The 20,619-nt window shown below is 75.0% G+C and carries 13 protein-coding genes and 1 pseudogene; 9 read left to right on the top strand and 5 right to left on the bottom strand.

Going from position 1 to position 20,619, the window contains the following annotated elements:
- The first annotated feature begins 19 nt into the window (after window positions 1–19).
- From ACFWZH_RS17590 to ACFWZH_RS17550, 9 genes and pseudogenes are all read left to right on the top strand, one after another.
- The gene (locus ACFWZH_RS17590; protein ID WP_384431161.1) at window positions 20–1,345 is read left to right on the top strand and encodes a hypothetical protein; all 1,326 of its coding nucleotides are present in this window, start codon (window positions 20–22) and stop codon (window positions 1,343–1,345) included.
- Window positions 1,342–3,927 (top strand): tetratricopeptide repeat protein, encoded by a 2,586-nt coding sequence (locus ACFWZH_RS17585; RefSeq protein ID WP_384431158.1) that lies wholly within the window; start codon window positions 1,342–1,344, stop codon window positions 3,925–3,927. Before ACFWZH_RS17590 ends, ACFWZH_RS17585 begins: the two co-directional genes overlap by 4 nt.
- A 1-nt stretch (window position 3,928) precedes the next feature.
- The gene (locus ACFWZH_RS17580) at window positions 3,929–5,287 is read left to right on the top strand and encodes a PP2C family protein-serine/threonine phosphatase (protein ID WP_384431155.1); all 1,359 of its coding nucleotides are present in this window, start codon (window positions 3,929–3,931) and stop codon (window positions 5,285–5,287) included.
- A 26-nt stretch (window positions 5,288–5,313) separates the two neighbouring features.
- Window positions 5,314–5,517: pseudogene (locus tag ACFWZH_RS17575) on the top strand (hypothetical protein); the annotation flags it as partial.
- Between the two features lie 85 nt (window positions 5,518–5,602).
- Window positions 5,603–7,228 (top strand): FHA domain-containing protein, encoded by a 1,626-nt coding sequence (locus ACFWZH_RS17570; protein WP_384431152.1) that lies wholly within the window; start codon window positions 5,603–5,605, stop codon window positions 7,226–7,228.
- Between the two features lie 133 nt (window positions 7,229–7,361).
- Window positions 7,362–7,766 (top strand): globin, encoded by a 405-nt coding sequence (locus tag ACFWZH_RS17565; protein ID WP_384431150.1) that lies wholly within the window; start codon window positions 7,362–7,364, stop codon window positions 7,764–7,766.
- A 166-nt stretch (window positions 7,767–7,932) separates the two neighbouring features.
- Window positions 7,933–11,328 (top strand): FtsX-like permease family protein, encoded by a 3,396-nt coding sequence (locus ACFWZH_RS17560; protein ID WP_384431148.1) that lies wholly within the window; start codon window positions 7,933–7,935, stop codon window positions 11,326–11,328.
- Window positions 11,329–11,389: 61 nt separating this feature from the next.
- The gene (locus ACFWZH_RS17555; protein WP_384431145.1) at window positions 11,390–14,119 is read left to right on the top strand and encodes a hypothetical protein; all 2,730 of its coding nucleotides are present in this window, start codon (window positions 11,390–11,392) and stop codon (window positions 14,117–14,119) included.
- Window positions 14,116–15,189 carry an ABC transporter ATP-binding protein gene (locus tag ACFWZH_RS17550; RefSeq protein ID WP_384431142.1) on the top strand — a complete coding sequence of 358 codons (1,074 nt, stop codon included), beginning with the start codon at window positions 14,116–14,118 and terminating at the stop codon, window positions 15,187–15,189. Before ACFWZH_RS17555 ends, ACFWZH_RS17550 begins: the two co-directional genes overlap by 4 nt.
- Here the strand turns inward: ACFWZH_RS17550 and ACFWZH_RS17545 are convergent.
- From ACFWZH_RS17545 to ACFWZH_RS17525, 5 genes are all read right to left on the bottom strand, one after another.
- Window positions 15,176–15,907, bottom strand: a complete 732-nt coding sequence (locus tag ACFWZH_RS17545; RefSeq protein ID WP_384431139.1) for a hypothetical protein — start codon at window positions 15,905–15,907, stop codon at window positions 15,176–15,178. The genes ACFWZH_RS17550 and ACFWZH_RS17545 overlap by 14 nt on opposite strands.
- Window positions 15,904–16,338, bottom strand: a complete 435-nt coding sequence (locus ACFWZH_RS17540) for an acyl-CoA thioesterase (protein WP_384431136.1) — start codon at window positions 16,336–16,338, stop codon at window positions 15,904–15,906. The genes ACFWZH_RS17545 and ACFWZH_RS17540 overlap by 4 nt, the downstream gene beginning before the upstream one ends.
- A gap of 5 nt (window positions 16,339–16,343) precedes the next feature.
- Window positions 16,344–18,008 (bottom strand): energy-dependent translational throttle protein EttA, encoded by a 1,665-nt coding sequence (gene ettA / locus ACFWZH_RS17535; protein WP_384431133.1) that lies wholly within the window; start codon window positions 18,006–18,008, stop codon window positions 16,344–16,346.
- A 229-nt stretch (window positions 18,009–18,237) separates the two neighbouring features.
- Window positions 18,238–19,635 (bottom strand): LAETG motif-containing sortase-dependent surface protein, encoded by a 1,398-nt coding sequence (locus ACFWZH_RS17530; protein WP_384431131.1) that lies wholly within the window; start codon window positions 19,633–19,635, stop codon window positions 18,238–18,240.
- Between the two features lie 233 nt (window positions 19,636–19,868).
- On the bottom strand, window positions 19,869–20,483 hold the full coding sequence (locus tag ACFWZH_RS17525) for a single-stranded DNA-binding protein (protein ID WP_384431128.1): 615 nt from the start codon (window positions 20,481–20,483) through the stop codon (window positions 19,869–19,871).
- Window positions 20,484–20,619: the final 136 nt, after the last annotated feature.

Raw genomic sequence — 20,619 nt, 5'->3', positions numbered from 1 at the left:
CGTATTGGAGAGGTGATCGATGGGGGTCCCTGGACCCTGTCCCGGATCTCCGGGAAGGCCCGATGCCCCGGTGCTGAGCCGGGAGGAGGTGGACCGCGCGCTGGCGCGGCTCGGCGCCGAGTACGAGGCGATCGAGACCTCGCTGCTGGCGCTGCAGGACCATGCGGGGCGCCGGTTGCTGGAGGGCGCCGATCTGGCGGGCACGACCAAGGAGCGCTGGGCCGCCGCGGAGCGCGCCATCACGGTCCTGTGGTCGCTGTTCGACACCTATACCGCGGCGTTGGAGGCGGCGCGCGAGCTGCGGGCGCGGCGGCGCTGGCCGTCCCCGGACGACCTGGCGGAGCTGACGCGGCTGCTGCACGGCGACGAGGTCGCGGTGCCCGGCGCGGCCCCGGAGGACGGCAGCCCGGGAGGCGGGCCGGCCCGGCCGGGCGAGCGGTTGAGCCTGGAGACGCTCGTCGAGCGGATGAACGGGCTGTACGCGCGGTCGCTGGATGTGATCGTCGCCGCCGACGCGGTCTGGTCGGCGCTGCCGGCCCGGATAGACCTGCTCTCCGCAGAGCTGCAGCGCACCCGTTCGCTGGCGCATTCGGTGGGGGTGCGCCCCGGTGAGCATCCGGCGGGCGACGACCTGGAGCGGATCACCGGCGAGCTGGCGCGGCTGCGCGCCCAGGTGATCGCCGATCCGCTGGCGTTCTGGGTGTCGTCGGCGACCGGGAGTTCGGCCCCCGGCGGGGGCCGTCCGGACACCGGGCGCTACGACCGGGCGGCCCGCGCGCTGGAGGACGTCCGGCGGGAGATCGCGGCGGTGCTGGACGTGCGGCAGGACGCGGAGCAGCGGTTGATGCAGCTGCGCGACGTCCTCTCGCGCGCCGACCGGACGCTGACCGAGGCGCGCCAGGCGCGCGGTGAGGTGCTGGCGAAGATCGCCGCGTCGGAGGTGCCCGCGGTCAGCGGCCCGTCCACGGCGCTGCACGAGCAGCTGGCGGCGGCCGCGGAGTACCGCAGGCGGGCGCAGTGGCACCGGCTCTCGCCGCTGCTGGACAGTCTGGAGGAGCGCGCGGAGGACGAACTCCACCGCGCCCGGGAGTCGTTGACGGCCGTCACCGCGCCGCTGGCGGTGCGCGCCGAGCTGCGCGGCCGGCTGGACGCCTACAAGGCGAAGCTGGCCCGCCACGGCATGGCGGACGACCCGCTGCTGACGGAGCGCTACGACGTGGCCCGCCGGATGCTGTGGAGCGCCCCGTGCGATCTGCGGGCGGCCGAGCACGCGGTGTGGCGCTATCAGCAGGCGGCGGCGGAGGCGTTGGTTCCGCCGCAGCGGGAGGAGAGGGGGGATTCATGACGGAGCGGGCCGGCGGGCGCTGCCAGCGGCGGGACTGCGCGGGCGGTTACGTCGATGCCGGCGGCGGCGAGCTGTACTGCGACCGGTGCGGTCTGGCGCCGGTGGTCTCGGCGGGCGGCCTGATCTCCTCGCCGCCCACCAGCATGACGGACCGGGCCCGGGCGGACACGGCGTCGAGCCGGGCGGCGGCCGGGGCGCTGCTGACGGTCCCCTCCCCCGGCCCGGGCGCCGGCTCCGGTTCCGCCTCGCCGTCCGCCCGCTCGTCGGCATCCCGGCGCTCGGCCTCCGCGCGGCTCTCCCGCGCGGTGTCCGGCGGCGGGGCGACGCGCGGCAGGGCGGCGGTGTCGGTGCGCGGCAGCACCGGCAGCGGTTCGTCCTCCGGGTCGTCGCGTGGGCGGCTGGGCGCGGGCCTGGTGGCGGTGCCGGAGGTGCCGCGGCCCGATCCGCGTACGGCGGTCCTGAAGGATCCTCGGGTCCCCGAGCGCAAGCGGTTCTGCAGCCGCGCGGACTGCCGTGCCCCGGTGGGGCGGACACGCGGTGAACAGGCGGGCCGGACGGAGGGGTTCTGCGCCAAGTGCGGCCATCCGTACAGCTTCGTGCCCAAGCTGCGGCCCGGTGAGCTGGTGCACGGCCAGTACGAGGTCGTGGGCTGTCTGGCCCACGGCGGGCTCGGCTGGGTCTATCTGGCGATCGACCGCGCGGTCTCCGACCGGTGGGTGGTCCTCAAGGGGCTGCTGGACACCGGTGACGAGGAGGCGCTGGCGGTCGCGATGTCCGAACGGCGCTTCCTCGCCGAGATCGAGCACGCCAACATCGTCCGGATCTACAACTTCGTGGAGCACCTCGACCGGGGAACGGGCAGCCTCGACGGCTACATCGTCATGGAGTACGTCGGCGGCAAGTCGCTCAAGGACATCGCCAACGACCGGCGCACGCCCCACGGGCGGCGCGATCCGCTGCCGGTCGAGCAGGCCTGCGCCTACGGCATCGAGGCGCTGGAGGCGCTCGGCCATCTGCACAGCCGCGGCTTTCTGTACTGCGACTTCAAGGTCGACAACGCCATCCAGCAGCACGACCAGCTCAAGCTGATCGACATGGGCGCGGTGCGCAGGATGGACGACCACGAGAGCCCGATCTACGGCACGATCGGCTACCAGGCACCCGAGATCGCCGAGCTGGGCCCCTCGGTCGCCTCCGACCTGTACACGGTCGCACGCACCCTGGCCGTCCTGACCTTCGACTTCCAGGGCTATACGAACATCTTCGCCGACTCCCTGCCCGATCCGGACAACATCGAGGTCTTCCGCAGCTACGAGTCCTTCTACCGGCTGCTGGTGCGCGCCACGGACCCCGACCGGGCGCGCCAGTTCACCTCCGCGCAGGAGATGTCCGAGCAGCTGACGGGCGTGCTGCGGGAGGTGGTGGCGCTCCAGTCGGGCGAGCCGCGGCCGGCGCCGTCCACCCTGTTCGGGCCCGAGCTGCGGGCCGTGGACACCGAGTTGATACCCCCGGGGGAGGGCGACGCCTCGCTGCTGGGCGCGCGCGGGGCGGCGCCCGCGCACCGACAACCGGAAGCCACCGGTCCGCTGCTTCGCCCCCTGGACGTCACCGGCGCCGCCCTCGCGCTCCCGGTACCGCGGGTGGATCCGGGCGACCCCGACGCCGGCCTGCTCGCCGGACTGTCCACCGCCACCCCCGCCGAGCTGCTGAGCGCGCTGCGCTGCGCGCCCGCCGGCGGCCTGGAGGTCCGGCTGCGGGAGCTGCGCGCCCATCTGGAGACCGGCGACCGCACGGCCGCGCAGGCGGTGCTGGAGGCGATCACGGCGGAGCCGTCCGGGCCGCGGCCCGCCACGGCGGCCGGCGGGGACCTCGGGGAGCCGGGCACCGACTGGCGGGTGGTGTGGCACGGCGGTCTGGTGGCGCTCGCCACCGGGGACCACGAGCGGGCCGCGCCGGCCTTCGACGCGGTCTACGACGCGTTCCCCGGCGAGCCGGCGCCGAAGCTGGCGCTGGCCGTCTGCGCGGAGCTGCTGGAGCAGTGGGACGACGCCGTGGAGTACTACCGCCTGGTGTGGGCGACCGACCGCAGCTATGTCAGCGCCGCGTTCGGGCTGGCCCGGGTGCGGCTGGCGGCGGGCGACCGCAGGGGCGCGGTCGAGGCCCTGGAGTCCGTACCGGAGTCGTCCATCCACTACACCGCGGCGCGGATCGCGGCGGTCCGCGCCCGGCTGCGGCGGCGTCCGCCGCGCGATCCGCTGCTGGCGGATCTGCGGGCGGCCGCCCAACAGGTCGAAGCCCTCGCGGACTTCGGCCTGGACGCCGAGCGAAGGGAACAACTCAGCACCGAAGTACTGGGCAGCGCCCTGGACTGGGTACTCTCCGGGAGCCACGGTGCCGGCCCGGACGGAGAAGGTGCCGCCGGCCGGCTGCCGGCGCTGCTCGGCAGCCCGCTGGACGAGCACGGCCTGCGGTTCGGCCTGGAGCGGTCGTACCGACTCCTGGCGCGGCTGGCGCAGCGTGGCGAGAAGAGGATCGAGCTGGTGGAGCGGGCCAACCGCTTCCGCCCCAGGACATGGGTGTGACATGGGTGTGACTGGGCCGTCCCGATGCGCGGGGTGCGACGAACCCCTCGATGCGGGGGACAAGTTCTGCGGTCGGTGCGGCGCCGCTCTCCTGGCGCCGGCCGCGCCGTCGGCGTACGGGGCCCCTCCGGGGCACGGGGCGCCCGCCGGGCCGCCGCCCGTACCGCCGCTGCCGCCCATGCCGCCGGCGCCGCCCGCCCCCGCCGCGCCCGCCGGCCCGCCGCCTCCGGATCCGCAGACCCGGTTGCCGTTCGGCGACGACGCGCCGCAGACGCCCAACGCCCCGGCGGCGCCCGGCACCGCGAAGGCGGCGGACGCGCCGCCCGCCGACCCCCGCGTCGCCGGATACGAGGTGGTCGCCGACGCCGCCGCGGAAGCGGCCGCCGAGGCCGGCGCGCCGAGCGCACCGGCGCCCGCCCCCGCCCAGGACGCCCCCGCCCAGGACGCCCCCGCCTGCCCGGCCTGCCCGTCCGGCCCCGTGGACCCCGACGGCAACTGCGCGCGGTGCGGGGTTCCCCGGCCCCCCGCCCGCGACCACATGGAGAGCGAGCTGGCGGGCCTCGCCGCGGTCAGCGACCGGGGGCACCGACACCACCGCAACGAGGACTTCTTCGCGCTGCGGGCCACCGCGCTGCCGGACGGTTCGCCCGCCGTGGCCGCGGTGGTCTGCGACGGCGTCTCCTCCGCGACGCGCCCGGACGAGGCGTCCAAGGCGGCGTCGGAGGCCGCCGGCGAGGCGCTGCTGGCGTCGCTGCCGCGCGGTACGCACCCCCAGCAGGCCATGCACGAGGCCGTCCTGGCGGCCTCCGCCGCGGTCGACTCGCTGGCCGCCGACCCGTCCCTGGCGCATGACGAGCACCGTCAGCAGAACGCCCCGGCCTGTACCTTCGTCGGCGCGGTGGTCGGTGGCGGACTGCTGACCGTCGGCTGGGTCGGCGACAGCCGCGCCTACTGGATCCCCGACGACCGCACGGCGCCGCCCGTACGCCTCACCGAGGACGACTCCTGGGCCGCCCAGATGGTCGCCAACAACCTGATGTCCGAGGCCGAGGCGAACGCCGACGAGCGGGCGCACGCCATCACCGGCTGGCTCGGCGCCGACGCCTACGAGGTCGAGCCGCACACCGCGACGTTCAAGCCGGACGGCCCCGGCATCGTGGTGGTGTGCACGGACGGGCTGTGGAACTACGCCGAGTCCGCGGAGCAGATGGCCGCGGTGCTGCCCCACGACGCCCCCACCCGGCCCCTGAACGGCGCCCGCACGCTGGTCACCCACGCCCTCGACGGCGGCGGGCACGACAACGTAACAGTGGCGCTGGTGCCGTTCCCCGCGCCGTCGATGCGGGCAGGATCGGTCTGACCGGACCAAAACCGAACGAGTCGGCCGATGTCTCCCGCGCGACGGCGCAACCGGGTCGCGGGGGACAGCGCGCCGACACCTGGGGGAACGGGGAGTCGGCGAAACTCCTTGCGAAGGTGGTGGGCGTCGCCGACAGGGCGACCGGTACTGTGCGACTGAAGGCGAAGGTCGCCGAGGCGGACGAGATGACTCTCGAAACGCCCTCGACGAAAACCATTCGCAGTGAGAAACAGCCACAAAGAATCACAATCAGTACCGACACAATCAGTACCGAGCAGTGCCCCAAAGAAACGGTACGGAGGGGGAAATACCGACATGCCGACCTGCCCGAGCGGCCACCAGTCGGTGGCCGAAGACTGGTGCGAGGTGTGCGGCCAGCGGATGGCGGGTGCTGTCCCCCCGCCGCCCTCCCTGCCTGCCGGCTTCCTGAACACACCGCCGCCCAGCCAGCCCGGCCCGCCGCCCGGCCAGGCCGGACCGCCACCGGGTCAGGCCGGACCGCCGCCCGGCGGCCCCGGTCCCGGCCCCGCCCCCGGCGGCATGGGCCCCGGCGCCCCTGACATGCAGGGCGGTCAGGGCGGCTACGGCTTCCCGCCCCCCGCACCCGGTCCCGCCCAGCCCGGCCCCGGCACACAAGGCGGCCAGGACGGCTACGGCTTCCCGCCGCCCGCACCGGGTCCCGCCCAGCCCGGCCCCGGCACGCAGGGCGGCCAGGGCGGCTACGGCTTCCCACCCCCCGCACCGGGCCCCGCCCAGCCCGGCCCCGGCCAGCAGGCGCAGCCCGAGCTGTGCCCCCAGTGCCGTACCCCGCGTGCGGCGATGGCGCCCTTCTGCGAGGAGTGCCGCTACAACTTCCTCACCAACTCCCCGATGTCCTACGCCCCGGCGCAGGGTCAGCAGCCGGGTCCGCCGCCCGGTATGCCCGGCCCCGGCGGCCAGGGCGGCGGCTACGGCTTCCCGCCGCCCGCACCGGGCCCCGGCCAGCCCGGCCCCGGCACGCAGGGCGGCCAGGGCGGTTACGGCTTCCCGCCGCCGCAGCCCCAGCAGCCGCAGCCCCCGCAGCAGGACATGGCGCCGCCCGGCTTCCCCGACCAGCCCGGACCCGGCGGTTTCCCCGACCAGCCCGGTCCCGGTGGATTCCCCGACCAGCCCGGTCCCGGTGGATTCCCCGACCAGCCCGGTCCCGGTGGTTTCCCCGGCCAGCCCGGCCCGCCGCCGCAGCAGCAGGGCGTCGACGACTGGACACTGAACCCGCCGAGCGCCCAGGCCGCGCCCCCGCCCATGGCGCCCGCGCCGCCCGCGCCGCCCGCACCCGGTCCGCAGGCCCCGTTCGAGCAGCAGCCGCCCGCGCCGTTCCCGCCGCAGCAGCCGGGACCGTACGAGCAGCAGCAGGCTCCGTACGAGCAGCAGCCGCAGCCCCCGTACGAGCAGCAGCAGATGCCGCCGCAGCAGGGGCCCGGACCGGACCAGCAGTGGAACGGCGGCCCCGGTCAGGGTCCCGCGGCACCGCCGCAGGGCCCGCAGCCGGTCGTCGGCGCCGGCTGGGTGGTGGCGGTCGCGCCGGACCGTGAGTACTTCATGGCGATGATGGGCCGCAGCGGCCCGGAGGCGGCGGGGCTCAACCTGCCCTCGTACTCCCCCGAGCAGGTGCTCCCGCTCGCCAACGGCCAGGTCGCGGTCGGCCGCCGCCGCAACAGCACCGGCGAGTCCCCGGACATCGATCTGGGCAGTGCGCCGGAGGACCCGGGCGTCTCGCACCAGCACGCCCTGCTGGTGCAGCAGCAGGACGGCAGTTGGGCCGTGGTGGACCAGAACTCCACCAACGGCACGACGATCAACCTCGGCGAGGACCCGATCCAGCCCTATGTGCCGGTGCCGCTCCATGAGGGCGACCGGGTGCACGTCGGCGCCTGGACGACGCTGACCGTCCGCCGGGGCTGACCCACCGGCAGCACACCAGGCGAACGCGGGGCGTGATCAACCGATCACGCCCCGCTCGCCTTTGCGGCGCCTGCGCACCCCCGGATCGTCCTACGACCGAAGTCCTAGCCGCGGCGTCTGCCACCATGGACGGGTGAACAAGATTCCGCGCGGCACGCTTCAGGAGCAGACCTTCTACGAGCAGGTCGGTGGCGAGGAGACCTTCCGCCGCCTGGTGCACCGCTTCTACCAGGGAGTCGCCGAGGACCCGCTGCTGCGGCCGATGTACCCGGAGGAGGACCTGGGTCCGGCCGAGGAGCGCCTCGCGCTCTTCCTCATGCAGTACTGGGGCGGCCCCCGTACGTACAGCGACGGCCGTGGGCACCCCCGGCTGCGGATGCGGCACGCCCCGTTCACCGTCGACCGGGCCGCGCACGACGCCTGGCTGCGGCACATGCGCGACGCCGTGGACTCCCTCGGACTGTCCGAGGAACACCAGACGCAGCTGTGGAACTACCTCACGTATGCGGCCGCCTCGATGATCAACTCCGCGGACTGAGGAACGCGTCACACCGGGCGGCCCCGCGCCCGACCGCCCTTCCCCGTCACGATCCGGTCAAGGACTCCCGCAATCCGCTCACCGGACACCGCACACTCTGACAGCATCCGTTCATCTGTTTGGTGCTGTCGGTGGGGTGGGTGCTGCGAGCCTGGCAGGGGGGACCATGGCCGGCTTCGTCTTCGTACGGGTGCGGGCCCACCGTCTGCTGGTGGCCGCCGCGCTGGTGTCGGTGCTGCTGACCACCACGGTGCTGGCGACCCTCACCGCCTTCTCCGACGCGGTCGGGGACGCCGGGCTGCGCACGACCCTGCACACGCGCTCGGCGGCGGCCGCCGCGCTCCAGGTGAAGGCCCAACTGCCCGCGCAGCAACAGGGGCAGGCCGACCGCGCGGTGCACACGGGAGCCCGGCGGGCCTTCGGCGGTCTGCCGTTCGCGGTGCGCACGCTGACCCGCTCCGGGCCGTACGCGCTGCCCCGTTCGCTCCGGCCGCCGCGGGCCCGTAAGAGCGAGCCCGATCTGACCCACCTCGCGGCCCTGGACCGCTCCCGCCTCACGCTCACCAAGGGGAGCTGGCCCGCGCCCGCCGCCCGCGGGCCGCTGTCGATCGCCGTGCCCGAGGCCGCGGCCGCCCGGCTCAGCATCGGGCCCGGCCGGCGACTGGCCCTCGACAACCGGCTGTCCGGCCCCGCCCGCCTGACGGTCGAGGTCACCGGCGTCTACCGGCCCAAGGACCGCACCGACCCGTACTGGAAGCTCGACGACCTCGGCGGGCGCGGGGTGCGCACCCTCGACTTCACCACGTACGGGCCGATGCTCACCGACCCGGCGGCGTTCCGCGGCGGACCGCTGGTGCAGGACTCGGCCGGCTGGCTCGCCACCGCCGACTTCCGCTCGCTGACCGCGGACCGGCTGGACGCGCTGCGCGCCGCCGCCGGACGGGCCCCCAAGGCGCTGATGGCCGATCCGGCGTTCGGGGGCCGGGCCACCGCCACCACCGATCTGCCCGACGCGCTGGGGCGGTTGCAGCGGGCGCTGCTGGTGAACCGCTCGACGATCCTGATCGTCGCGCTGCAGCTGATCCTGCTCGCCGGGTACGCGCTGCTGCTGGTCGCCCGGATGCTGAGCACCGAGCGGACCGGCGAGACGGCGCTGCTGCGGGCCCGCGGCGGCTCCCGGGGGCGGATCGCGGGGCTGGCCCTGGCCGAGTCGCTGCTGCTCGCCGCCCCGGCCGCGCTCGGCGCGCCGCTGCTGGCCGGCCCGCTGATGCACCTGCTGGCCGGCAGCGGAGCGCCGGCCCGTATCGGGCTGCCGCTGGACACCCGGCTCACCGCCGCGACCTGGCTGACGGGGGTCGGTGTGGCCCTGGGCTGCGCGCTCGCGGTCGCCGCGCCCGCGCTGCTGCACGGCGGGGGCGACGGTCCACCGCGGCGGCGGGCGCTGCCCGGCGCCCTCGGGGGCTCCCCCGGGCGGACGGAGTGGCGGGCCTGGGGAAGGACGGGCGCGGACCTCGGGCTGCTGGTGCTGGCCGGGGTCGCGTACTGGCAGCTCCGGCGGCGGACCGCGGGCGGCGACGGGCCGGACGGCGGCAGCGGCGGGGTGCTGACCGGCGACACCGCCGGCCGGCTCGGTATCGATCCCGTCCTGGTGGCCGCCCCGGCGCTGGCGCTGCTCGCCGGAACGGTGCTGACGCTGCGGCTGCTGCCCCTCGCCGCCCGGCTCGCGGAGCGGGCCGCGGCCGGCGGCCGGGGCCTGACCACGGCGCTGGCCGGCTGGCAGATCAGCCGCCGCCCCGTGCGCGGCGCGGCCGCCGTGCTGCTGCTGGTGCTGGCCACCGCGCTGGGCATGCTGGCGATCGGCCAGCGCGCGTCCTGGGACCGCTCGCAGGACGACCAGGCCGACTTCCGGGCGGGCGCGGCGGTGCGCGTACTGGCCGGCGGGACGCCGCAGTGGGGCCAGGGCGGGGCGTACGCGGCGGTGCCGGGGGTGGCCGCGGCGCTGCCCGTCGGGCAGGCCACCTTGAACCTGTCGGGCGGCCGGACCTCCTCGCTGCTCGCCCTGGACGCCCGGCGGTCGGCGGGGGCGCTGCTGCCGCGCGGAGACCTGATGGGCGGCGGTCCGGACGACAGGTCGGGCCGGGCCGCGGACCGGGTACTGCGGGCGGTGGCACCGCACGACGGCACACCGGTCGGCCTCGAACTCCCCGCGGACACCGACCGCTTCCGGCTGACCGCCACCCTGCGCTCCTTGAAGGAGCTGCCGTCCGGGCCGGACGCCGCCGGGCGCGGCACCGGGCCGGTGCCCGCCGCCCTCTCCGCCCTCGTCACCGACCGCTTCGGCACCCCGTACACCCTGCCGCTCGGCACACTCGCCCCGGACGGCGCCCCGCACGCCCTGGGCGCGGACCTCGCCGCCGCGGCCGGCGCCCCGGCGGCACGCCCGGCCGGCCCCCTGCGGCTGACCGGTCTGGTCGCCGACATGGAGCAGTCGGCGGTCTCCCACCGTCAGCGGCTGACCGTCACCGGCGCACAGGCCCTCACCGCATCGGGCCGGCCCCGCCCCCTGGCCGCGCCCGCCGCCCTGTCCTGGCGGGCGCAGATCGCCGGCGGGAGCGGCTCCGCGGGCGCGGAGGCCGGGCCCGCGGCCGGCCGGGCCGAGGTCCCCGCGGGCGGTCTGCTGTCCCAGACGTACGACACCGGCACCCGGCCGGACCCGTGGAGCGCCGCGGTGACGACGGTGCGGATCACCGCCGCACACCCCAAGCGCCCGCCGCTCGCCGCGGTCGCGACCGAGGCGTTTCTGCGCGACAGCGGCTCGAAGACCGGCGCCACCGTCGAAGTGCCGGTCAACGGGGAGCCGTTGAGGGCGCGGATCGTGACGGCGGTGCGCGCGCTGCCGGCCGGGGCGGACAGCGGTCCGGGCACCACCGGGCTGCTGGTGGACTTCGGCGCCGTCAACGAGGCGCTGGCCGATCGCGGCGCCGCGCCGCTGACCGCGGCCGAGTGGTGGCTGCGCCCTGAGCCGGGTGCGGCGGCCAAGGCCGCGAGCGCGCTGCGGGCCCGCCCGGACATCGATCCGGGCCAGGTCCTGGTCCGGGACGAGATCGCCCGGCAGCTGCACGACGATCCGCTGGGGCTCGGTCCGCAGACGGCGCTGACGGCCGCGGCGGTGGTCGCGGTGGCGCTGGCGGCGGTCGGCTTCGCGGTCGGCGCCGCCGGGTCGGTCCGCGAACGGGCCGGGGAGTTCGCCGTGTTGCGGGCCCTGGGCGCGCCGCGCCCGCAGCTGGCCCGGATGATCGCCGCCGAGCAGGGCGTGCTGATCGCGCTGGCGCTGGCCGTCGGCGTGGCGCTGGGGACAGTGCTCACCCGGGCGGTGGTCCCGCTGATCGTGCTGACCCAAGAGGCGGGCCGTCCGGTGCCGCCGGTCGTGGTGGAGTTGCCGGCCGGTCAGGTGGTCGCGCTGCTGGCGGCGGTCGCCGCGGTGCCGCTGCTGATCGTCGCGGCCCTCGGACTGCGCCGCGGCGACCCGGTACGGGCCCTGCGCGGCCAAGGAGCACCATGATGAGGACGAGGACGGCGACGGGGACGGCGACGGGGACGCGGCGGCCGGTGGGTGAGGGCCGGTGAACGCGCTCACCTGGACGGCCTGGCTGCGCGTCCGACTGCGGACCTCGCGCGCGGCGGCGACGGCGCTGGGGGCGCTGGTGCTGGTGACGGCGTTCCTGGCGGCCGCGTTCCCGCGCGGGGTCGAGGCGTACGAGACGCGCGGGGTGCGCCATGCGATCGGCTCGGCGCCGCCCGTCGACCGGACGGTGGAGATCTCCGTCTCGCCCGCCGACGTGCCCGGCACCGACCCGGTGGCCGCCCTCGCCGCCGACGAGGTCGATCGCCAGGACCGGGCGATCCAGCGGCAGTTCGCCGCCCCGCTGCGGATCACGGCGGGCGAGGCGGTCCACGGTGTCCGCACCACCAAGCCGCTGGCCGCCCACGATCCCCGGCTGCCCCGGCCGAACGGCGTCGACCCCGTCCTGTCGCTCCGGGCGGCCTCCGGCCTCGCCCGGCACGCCACGCTCACCAAGGGCCGGCTGCCGCGGGGCGCGGCCCCCGGAGCGCGCACCCTGGAGGCGGCGGTGACCGTCGCCACCGCGCGGACGCTGGCCCTGCGCGTCGGCAGCGAACTGCATCTGGACGACCTGACCCTACGGATCTCGGGTCTGTTCACCCCGCGTGCCCCGGACGGCGCGTACTGGGCCGTGGACCCGGTGCTGACCGCCGCCCGCAGGGACACGACCATGGGGCCGCCGCCGAAGAAGTTCTGGCACGCCGGTCTGCTGCTGGCGCCCCAGGACGGCCCGGCGCTGCTGTCCACCCAGGGCGCCCCGGAGAAGTTCTGGCGCTACCCGGTCGACGCGCGCACGCTGACCTCCCAGGAGGCCCCGCTGCTGCACGCCCGGCTGCTCTCCCTCGAACACGGCGCGGCGCTCACCCGGCTGCGCGCGGTGGCGGGCGGCGGTGCGCTGGTCGACAGCGCGGTGGACGGCCTGCTGGACGGCCATGCCCGGTCGCGGGCGGCGATCGCACCGGTCATCGCGGTGGCCGCGGCCGGGATCGGCACCGTCGCCTGCGTGGTCCTGCTGATGTCCGGTGCGCTGACGGCGGCCCGGCGGCGGCCGGAGCTGGCGCTGCTGCGGGCCCGCGGCGCCTCTCTGGCGTCGCTGACCGGGCAACTGGCGGCGGAGACCGCCGTGGTGGCGCTGCCCGCGGCGGCGGCCGGCGGAGCGCTGGCGCTGGCGCTGCTGCCCGGCGAGCGCGTCTGGCCCTCGCTGGCGGCGGCGGCCGGGGCCGGTCTGCTGGGCACGCTCGCCCTGCCGCTGCGGGCCGCCGCCGCCCACCGGCGCCCGCGCCCCGCCGAACGCGCCGACCTGGCGCACGCCCGCCCCTCCCGGCGCCGTACGGTCGCCGAACTGACCGTGCTGGCATTGGCGGCCGGCGCGGTGGTGGCGCTGCGCCGCCGCGGCACGACGGCCGGCGGCGGGGTGGACGTCCTGGTCAGCGCCGCCCCGGTGCTCGTCGGCGTGATCACCGCGCTGCTGCTGATGCGGCTCTGTCCGCTCCCGCTGCGGCTGGCCGCCCGCCCCGCCGCCCGCGGCTCGGGGCTGATCGGCTTTCTCGCGCTGGCCCGCGCGGGCCGCGCGCCGGCCGCCGCCGGACTGCCCCTGCTCGCGCTCCTGGTGGCGCTGACCACCGCGTCCTTCGGCGGCTCGGTGCTCGCGGGGATCGACGCGGCCCGCGACCACGCGGCGCTGACCGCGGTCGGCGCCGACGTCCGCATCGTCGACGACCGGCCCCTCCCCCGGGACCTCCAGCGCGCCGTCGCCAAGGTGCCGGGCGTCGAGCACGCGGTGGCGATACGGATCGCCGTCCAGGCCGCCGACGACGGTGGTCCGCCCCTCTACCTGGTCATCGCCGACGCCGAGGCCTACTCCCGGCTCGCCCGCGCCACCGGACTGGGCGCCTTCCCCGCCCGGGAGCTGGCCGACCCCGGCGGCGACCGGCCACTGCCGGCGATCGTCTCCCCCCGCGTCCTGGCCCGGTTCGGGCACGCCCCGATGGCGCTGCAGCCGGACTTCGGGCAACTCGTCGTCCGCCCCACCGCGGTACGCGCCGACACCCCGGCCCAGCCCGGCGGCGACTTCGTCCTGATCAACGCGGAGAGCGTGGCGCGCCGCCACCCGGACACCTACGCCGAACCCGCCAACGGCCCCGCCGTCCTGCTGCTGTCCGGCCGCCGGCTGGACACCGAGGCGCTGCGCCGCACCGTCCGCGCGCACACCCCGGCGTCGTCGACCGCCCGGCTGGTGCTGCGCTCCACCGAACGCGCGCGGCTCGCCGATCCGCCCCTCCAACAGGGCGCACAGCGCCTGTACACCGCCGCCGTCGCGGCCGGCGCCGGACTCGCGCTGCTGGCCCTGCTCCTGGCGCGCCTCCAGGCCGCCCCGCAGCAGGCCCATCTGCTGTCCCGGCTGCGCGCGATGGGCCTGACACCGGCTCAGGGACGGCGCCTGATGGTCCTCGAAGCGCTGCCACCGGCGCTGCTGGCGGCGCTCGGCGGCGCGCTGGCCGGCGCCGTCACGATCCGGTTGCTGCGGCCCGGTATGGACCTCACCGCGCTCGCCCTGGCCGGGGCCGCGGGGGACGCGCCGGACACCGTACGGCTGCGGTCCGATCCCGCGTCGCTGCTGCTGCCGTCGGCGGGCGTGGTCGCGCTGGCGCTGGCGGTGGCACTGGTCCAGGCCTGGCTGAGCGAACGGCGACGCGGGCGCACCGAGTGGAGAACGGAGGATCTGGGATGACCACACCGTCCGACCACGGCGAGGGCGCCTCCACGGCGGCGGCCGGCGCCGGGGCGCCCGCCGGGCCCGCGAGCCTCGCCGAGCTGGAGCGGCGCGCGGCCGCCCGGCGCCGACGCCCCGCCTACGGGCACGACGCACTGATCGCCTGCGACCGGCTGGTACGGGTCTTCACCACCGACGGCGTCGAGGTGCAGGCCCTGCAGGGGCTCGATCTGCTGGTCGCCGAGGGCGAGTTGATGGCGCTGGTGGGCACGTCCGGCAGCGGCAAGTCCACGCTCATGAACATCCTGGCCGGTCTGGACGTGCCGACCGCCGGCGCCGCCAGGGTCGCCGGCCGCGATCTGCTGACGATGGACGCCCGGGCCCGGCTGGGCTACCGCCGCGAGGTCGTCGGCTTCGTCTGGCAGCAGACCGCCCGCAACCTCCTGCCGTACCTCACCACGCTGCAGAACGTCACGCTGCCGATGCAGCTGAGCGGTGGCCGGCGCCGGGCGGCCCGTACGAAGGCCGCCGAGCAGCTGCTGTCGATGCTCTCCCTGGACCACTGCCGGGACCGCCGCCCGCACCAGCTCTCCGGCGGTGAGCAGCAGCGCACCGCCATCGCGGTGGCGCTGGCCAACACCCCGTCGGTACTGCTGGCCGACGAGCCGACCGGCGAGCTGGACTCGCACACCGCCGAGCAGGTCTTCACGGCCTTCCGCACCGCCAACGAGGAGCTGGGCACCACGATCGTGATCGTCACCCACGACCAGGCGGTGGCGAGCGAGGTGCGGCGCACGGTCGCGATCCGCGACGGCCGTACGTCCTCCGAGGTGCTGCGGCGCACCGAACGGGACGCCGCGACGGGCCGGGAGTCCCTGGTCGCCCGCGAATACGCGATGCTCGACCGCGCGGGCCGCCTCCAGCTGCCGGCCGAGTACATAGGCAGCCTGGGCATGGAGCACCGCGTCCTGCTGGAGCTGGAGAGCGACCACATCGGGGTGTGGCCGGACCGGCCGGCCGATGAGGGACGGGCGCAGGAGGGTTCCGGGGAGGGGCCCGGGGACGAGTCCGGCCTCAGACCGGCGTGACCGTGAGCCCCGACAGGCCCGTGAGCCCGGCCGGTCCCCCGGTCCGTACGGCGATCGAGCCGTACGGGGTGCTCAGCCGCAACCAGCCGCCGGCGGAGAGCAGGCTCAGCGGCTGCACCCCGGATCGCTCGTCCTGCGCGCCGGTGGTGGTGGGGCCGCCGGCCAGCGCCCCGGCCCGCGCCGGTCGCAGAAAGCCCAGCGACTGGGCGGCATGCGCGGCACGCAGCGGGAGGTGGGTGTCGCCGAGGGTGCGCGACCAGATCTCCCGGCCGATGCGGTCGCGTTCGGCGCGGGTGCGGTGCTGCGGCGGCAGCGCCTCGTCACGGGCCCGGAACTCGGCGACCGCGGCGGCCACCGCGCGCACCAGCGCCTCGGGCGCCGGCAGTCCCGGCACCCGCTGCCAGCCACCGCGCGGCGGCAGCAGCCCGGTCCACGGCGGGCCCGTGACGGCGGCGGGCACGGTCAGCGTCCCCGCCGACTGCTCGATGCCTTCGAGGAGTTCACCCGCCGAGACGGTGGTGTCCAGGCCGGCGTCCCCGGCGAGCCGGGCGGTGCGGATCGCCAGCACCTCGAAGGACGGCGGGCGGCCGAAGACGGCGAGCACCCCGCCGCCGGCCTGGAGCCGTACCGCCGCGGCGCGGTCGTAGTGGATCAGCCGGGCGAGGAAGGCGGCGAGGTCCGCCGCCTCCCCGGCATCGGCCAGATGCAGCGCCGTCATACCGCGACGGTTCCCTCCTGACGCGATGCGTCGTCCAGATACTCCTTGAGGATGCCCTTCTCCTCCGCGCTGAGGCGCCGCGGACGGCCCTCGGCGAAGTCGAACGGGACGACGACGGTCGCGGCCCGCGCATAGAGCGCGTCCTCGTCCTTGACCTCGTAGCCGACCGTCAGCGACGCGGCGCTGATCCTCGTCACCCACAACTCGACGGTCACCGGGGAGTGCCGGTGCACCAGCGGCCGCAGATAGTCGATCTCGTGCCGGGCGACGACCGAGCCGCCCTTGAACGACGGGCTGCCGCCCCCCGGCGCCAGCCGGCGCATGAAGTCGATCCGCGCCTCTTCGAGGTAGCGGACGAAGACCACGTTGTTGACGTGGCCGAACGCGTCCATGTCCGACCAGCGCAGGGGGCAGGAGTAGAGGTGACGCACGACGGTCAGCCCCGGGTCAGCTTCTTGTACGTGGCGCGGTGCGGGCGGGCGGCATCCGCGCCGAGCCGCTCGATCTTGTTCTTCTCGTACGACTCGAAGTTGCCCTCGAACCAGAACCACTTGGAGTCGCCCTCGTACGCCAGGATGTGGGTGGCGACGCGGTCGAGGAACCAGCGGTCGTGGGAGACGACCACGGCGCAGCCCGGGAACTCCAGCAGCGCGTTCTCCAGCGAGGAGAGCGTCTCGACATCGAGGTCGTTGGTCGGCTCGTCGAGGAGGAGCAGGTTGCCGCCCTGCTTGAGGGTGAGCGCCAGGTTCAGGCGGTTGCGCTCACCACCGGAGAGCACCCCGGCCGGCTTCTGCTGGTCCGGGCCCTTGAAGCCGAACGCGGAGACATACGCCCGCGAGGGCATCTCGACCTGGCCGACGTTGATGTAGTCCAGCTCGTCGGAGACCACGGCCCACAGGGTCTTCTTGGGGTCGATGTTCTCGCGGCTCTGGTCGACGTAGGAGATCTTGACGGTGTCGCCGACCTTGATGTCGCCGGAGTCCGGGGTCTCCAGGCCCTGGATCATCTTGAACAGCGTGGTCTTGCCGGCGCCGTTCGGGCCGATGATGCCGACGATGCCGTTGCGCGGCAGCGTGAAGCTCAGGTCGTCGATCAGGACCTTCTCGCCGAAGGCCTTGTTGAGCTTCTCCACCTCGACGACGACGTTGCCCAGGCGCGGGCCCGGCGGGATCTGGATCTCCTCGAAGTCCAGCTTCCGCATCTTGTCGGCCTCGGCCGCCATCTCCTCGTAACGCGCCAGACGCGCCTTGGACTTGGCCTGCCGCCCCTTGGCGTTGGAGCGCACCCACTCCAGCTCTTCCTTCAGGCGCTTGGCACGCTTGGCGTCCTTCTGGCCCTCGACCTTCAGACGGGTCTGCTTGGTCTCCAGGTACGTGGAGTAGTTGCCCTCGTAGCCGATGGCGCGGCCGCGGTCGAGCTCCAGGATCCAGCCGGCGACGTTGTCGAGGAAGTACCGGTCGTGGGTGACGGCGACGACGGTGCCGGGGTACTTGGCCAGGTGCTGCTCCAGCCACTGCACGGACTCGGCGTCCAGGTGGTTGGTGGGCTCGTCGAGCAGCAGCAGGTCGGGGGCCTCCAGCAGCAGCTTGCACAGCGCGACCCGGCGGCGCTCACCACCGGAGAGGTTGGTGACCGCCCAGTCGCCGGGCGGGCAGCCCAGCGCGTCCATCGCCTGCTCCAGCTGGGTGTCCAGGTCCCACGCGCCTGCGTGGTCGAGGTCCTCCTGGAGCTTGCCCATCTCCTCCATCAGCGCGTCGGAGTAGTCGGTCGCCATCAGCTCGGCGACCTCGTTGAAGCGGTGCAGCTTGCCCATGATCTCGGCGGCGCCGTCCTGGACGTTCTGCAGCACGGTCTTCGACTCGTCCAGCGGCGGCTCCTGCAGGAGCATGCCCACGGTGTAGCCGGGGGAGAGGAAGGCGTCACCGTTCGACGGCTGCTCGAGACCGGCCATGATCTTCAGCACCGTGGACTTACCGGCGCCGTTGGGACCCACGACACCGATCTTCGCGCCCGGCAGGAAGCTCAGCGTCACGTCATCAAGGATGACCTTGTCGCCGTGCGCCTTGCGCGCTTTGCGCATCGTGTAGATGTACTCAGCCAAGAGAAACCGTCCGGCAGATTGGATCGAAAAGGGTCTGTGAGCGGCACCGCCCGGGGCCTTCGTAGGACATGGCCGAGGGAGGGCAGATACACCCCATCTTGCCGTACGTCCATCCCAGGAAGGAAACGGGTTCCGACGGGCGGACGCCCGTGGCCCCGGAGCAGTACAACGCTCCGGGGCCACGGGATGTTCCTCGACCACCGCCCGGTCACCGGACGGTCGCCGATTGTTACTGGGCGGGGGTGCCGGTCTTCTTCTTACGGAGGAAGAACACCGCGGCGCCGCCGACCACGACCAGGACGACCGCGATGCCCGCGATCATCGGCGTGGCATTGCTGGAGCCGGTCTCGGCGAGGTCGCCGTGGCCGCCACCGGTGCTGCTGCCGCCGACCGAGGCCGGGCTGGGCTGGGGGGAGGGCTTGCCGCCGCCGCTACCGGCGGTCTTGCAGTCCAGAACACCGGTGAAGGTCTTCTTGAAGCCGCCCGCACCCTTGATCGTGATCTCGTACGGCTGGTCCTCGGCCACCGGGACGGTCACGGTCTGCGACTTGCCCGGGGCGACCTCGTACTGCTTGCCGGACAGCTGGAAGCCGAAGGCCTCGTCGCCCTTGTTGGTCGCCGTGACGTCGACGCCGCCCTTGGAGCAGTTCTTCTCGGCGGTGATCGCCGGGATGGCGCCCTGCTTCTTCCAGGAGACCGTGGCGGCCGCGGAGACCGTGGACTCGCTGGAGCCGGCCAGGATCTGGGTCTGGCTCTTGGCGTGCTCACCGATGCCGGTGAAGGCCCGGCCGACCGGGACCTTGGTGGCGGCCTGCGCGCTCAGCGAGGTGCTGCCGTCCGCGGCGCCCTTGGGCACGTCGAAGAAGAGCTGGGTGCCGTCGGTGGCGCTGGTGACCGGCTTGCCGTCCTTGCCCACGACCTTGACGCCGGCCGGCACGTCGGCGGCCGGGGAGATCGTGACGCTGTCGGCGTTGGTGTGCACGGTGACCGGGCCGAGCTTGCTGCCGGACTTGCCGGAGACGGCCGGCGGGTCCAGCGTCAGCGAGGCCTTGGGCTCGGCGACGTTCTGCGCGTTCTTCTCCAGGAAGTCGGCGAGCTTCTCGGCCGCCGGGTCGACCGCGTCCACCTTGGCGTGGTCGGAGAAGCGCCAGATCGCGACCTGGGTGCCGGCCGCGGCGGTCTTCTCGGTGAGGTTCCCGGCACCGGCCTTGGCGGCGAGCGCGGCCAGGTCGTTCACCTGCGGGTAGGAGTTCTGCAGGATCCAGCGGATCTTGCCGGCGTCCCCGTTGTTGTGCAGCGACGAGGCGCTCCAGGGCACTTCCTGGTACTTCGCCTGCTGCTGCGTCGGGTTGTGGATGTCGATGCAGTACGTCTGGAGGGTGCCGCCGTTGTCGACCGACATCTCGAAGAGCCCGGCGCCGACGCGCTGGTCCCCACCCTCGTTGTGCACGACCGCCTGGTCGAAGGTCTTCAGACCACCGAGCGTGGCGGTGGCACCTCCGTGCGCGGGGGTCGTCTCGTCCGCCGCGGCAGTGCCCGCGGTGGCTATCGCACCGGCCGCGACCAGGCCCGAGGCCACGACCGCGGCGGCAAGGCGGGCTGCGCCCCGCCCCTTCATCGAAAGCATGAATTTCCCCTCTGGGCGAGGCGGTCGAGTGGGGAAGATGCCTCGCCGAAAAGATCGCAAAGAACTCAGCAGCCGAACGTCAGCCCCCGTGAGCCCCCGTGAGTACGTGTCGGATCTTATGGAGCGGGCGCATCAGGGTCCCCACTAATGGCATCTCATAAGCGATCCGAATCGCAATCGTTACCGACATCAAGCATCCTGACCTGGCATTATCGACAAATCCCTGACCCCTTTCAGGGCACTGACGCCGTCTGCGGCGAATTGCCCGTATCCCCGGGGGTCGATGCGGCGCCGACGGACAACGGGGTTGCCTGCGGGTGTGGTTGGCGCGGGGCCGGAGGGCGCGGCTTCGGCTTCGGCTGGGGCTGGGGCTGCTCAGGTGACTCGGACCGCGGGTGCGGGTGCGGCCGCGCCTGCTCCTCCGACTGCGGCGGTGGTGTGCTCCGCGGCGCGAGGTCCCCTTCCGTACGCGCCGCGCGCAGGACCCTGCGGAACGCCGCGGTGCCGCGCGCGAGATCGTGACCGATCGCCACGGCGTCGACCTCGGCCGAGAACCAGCGCTGCCCACCCCGCTCGGCGGACTGCTCCCCCTCGCGCAGCCGCAACCGTCCCTGGACCACGAGTGGTTCGCCCACCGCCACCGACGCGGCGACGTTGTCCGCCAGCGCACGCCACGACCGGACCGTGTAGAAACTCGTCTCCCCGTCCGTCCAACGCTCCTGCGCCTTGTCCCAGCGCCGGGACGTCGCCGCCAGCCGGAACCTCGCCACCGTCACGCCCGCCGTCGTCTGCCGGTGCTCCACCGCCGTCGCGGCGTTGCCCACCAGCGTCACCATCGTGTCGTTCACGGAACACGCCTCCCCCGCGTCCTGCGCGCTCGCCCTGTGCCGCGTGCGCTGCGTTGCCCTCATGCTGCACGCATCCGGCACGGCCCGCGGCGGCCTGTGGACAGGCGGCCGAGTGTGGACAACTCGGCCACCCGTC

Source organism: Streptomyces sp. NPDC059008 (assembly GCF_042749045.1).
In the GTDB taxonomy this organism is placed as follows: Bacteria; Actinomycetota; Actinomycetes; order Streptomycetales; family Streptomycetaceae; genus Streptomyces.
This window is presented reverse-complemented; position numbering and strand designations above follow the sequence as displayed.

Coding starts and splice junctions, on each gene's coding strand:
- ACFWZH_RS17545 (WP_384431139.1), bottom strand. CDS start 15,907: ATGACGGCGCTGCATCTGGCCGATGCCGGGGAGGCGGCGGACCTCGCC.
- ACFWZH_RS17530 (WP_384431131.1), bottom strand. CDS start 19,635: ATGCTTTCGATGAAGGGGCGGGGCGCAGCCCGCCTTGCCGCCGCGGTC.
- ACFWZH_RS17590 (WP_384431161.1), top strand. CDS start 20: ATGGGGGTCCCTGGACCCTGTCCCGGATCTCCGGGAAGGCCCGATGCC.
- ACFWZH_RS17570 (WP_384431152.1), top strand. CDS start 5,603: ATGCCGACCTGCCCGAGCGGCCACCAGTCGGTGGCCGAAGACTGGTGC.
- ACFWZH_RS17560 (WP_384431148.1), top strand. CDS start 7,933: ATGGCCGGCTTCGTCTTCGTACGGGTGCGGGCCCACCGTCTGCTGGTG.
- ACFWZH_RS17585 (WP_384431158.1), top strand. CDS start 1,342: ATGACGGAGCGGGCCGGCGGGCGCTGCCAGCGGCGGGACTGCGCGGGC.
- ACFWZH_RS17580 (WP_384431155.1), top strand. CDS start 3,929: ATGGGTGTGACTGGGCCGTCCCGATGCGCGGGGTGCGACGAACCCCTC.
- ACFWZH_RS17550 (WP_384431142.1), top strand. CDS start 14,116: ATGACCACACCGTCCGACCACGGCGAGGGCGCCTCCACGGCGGCGGCC.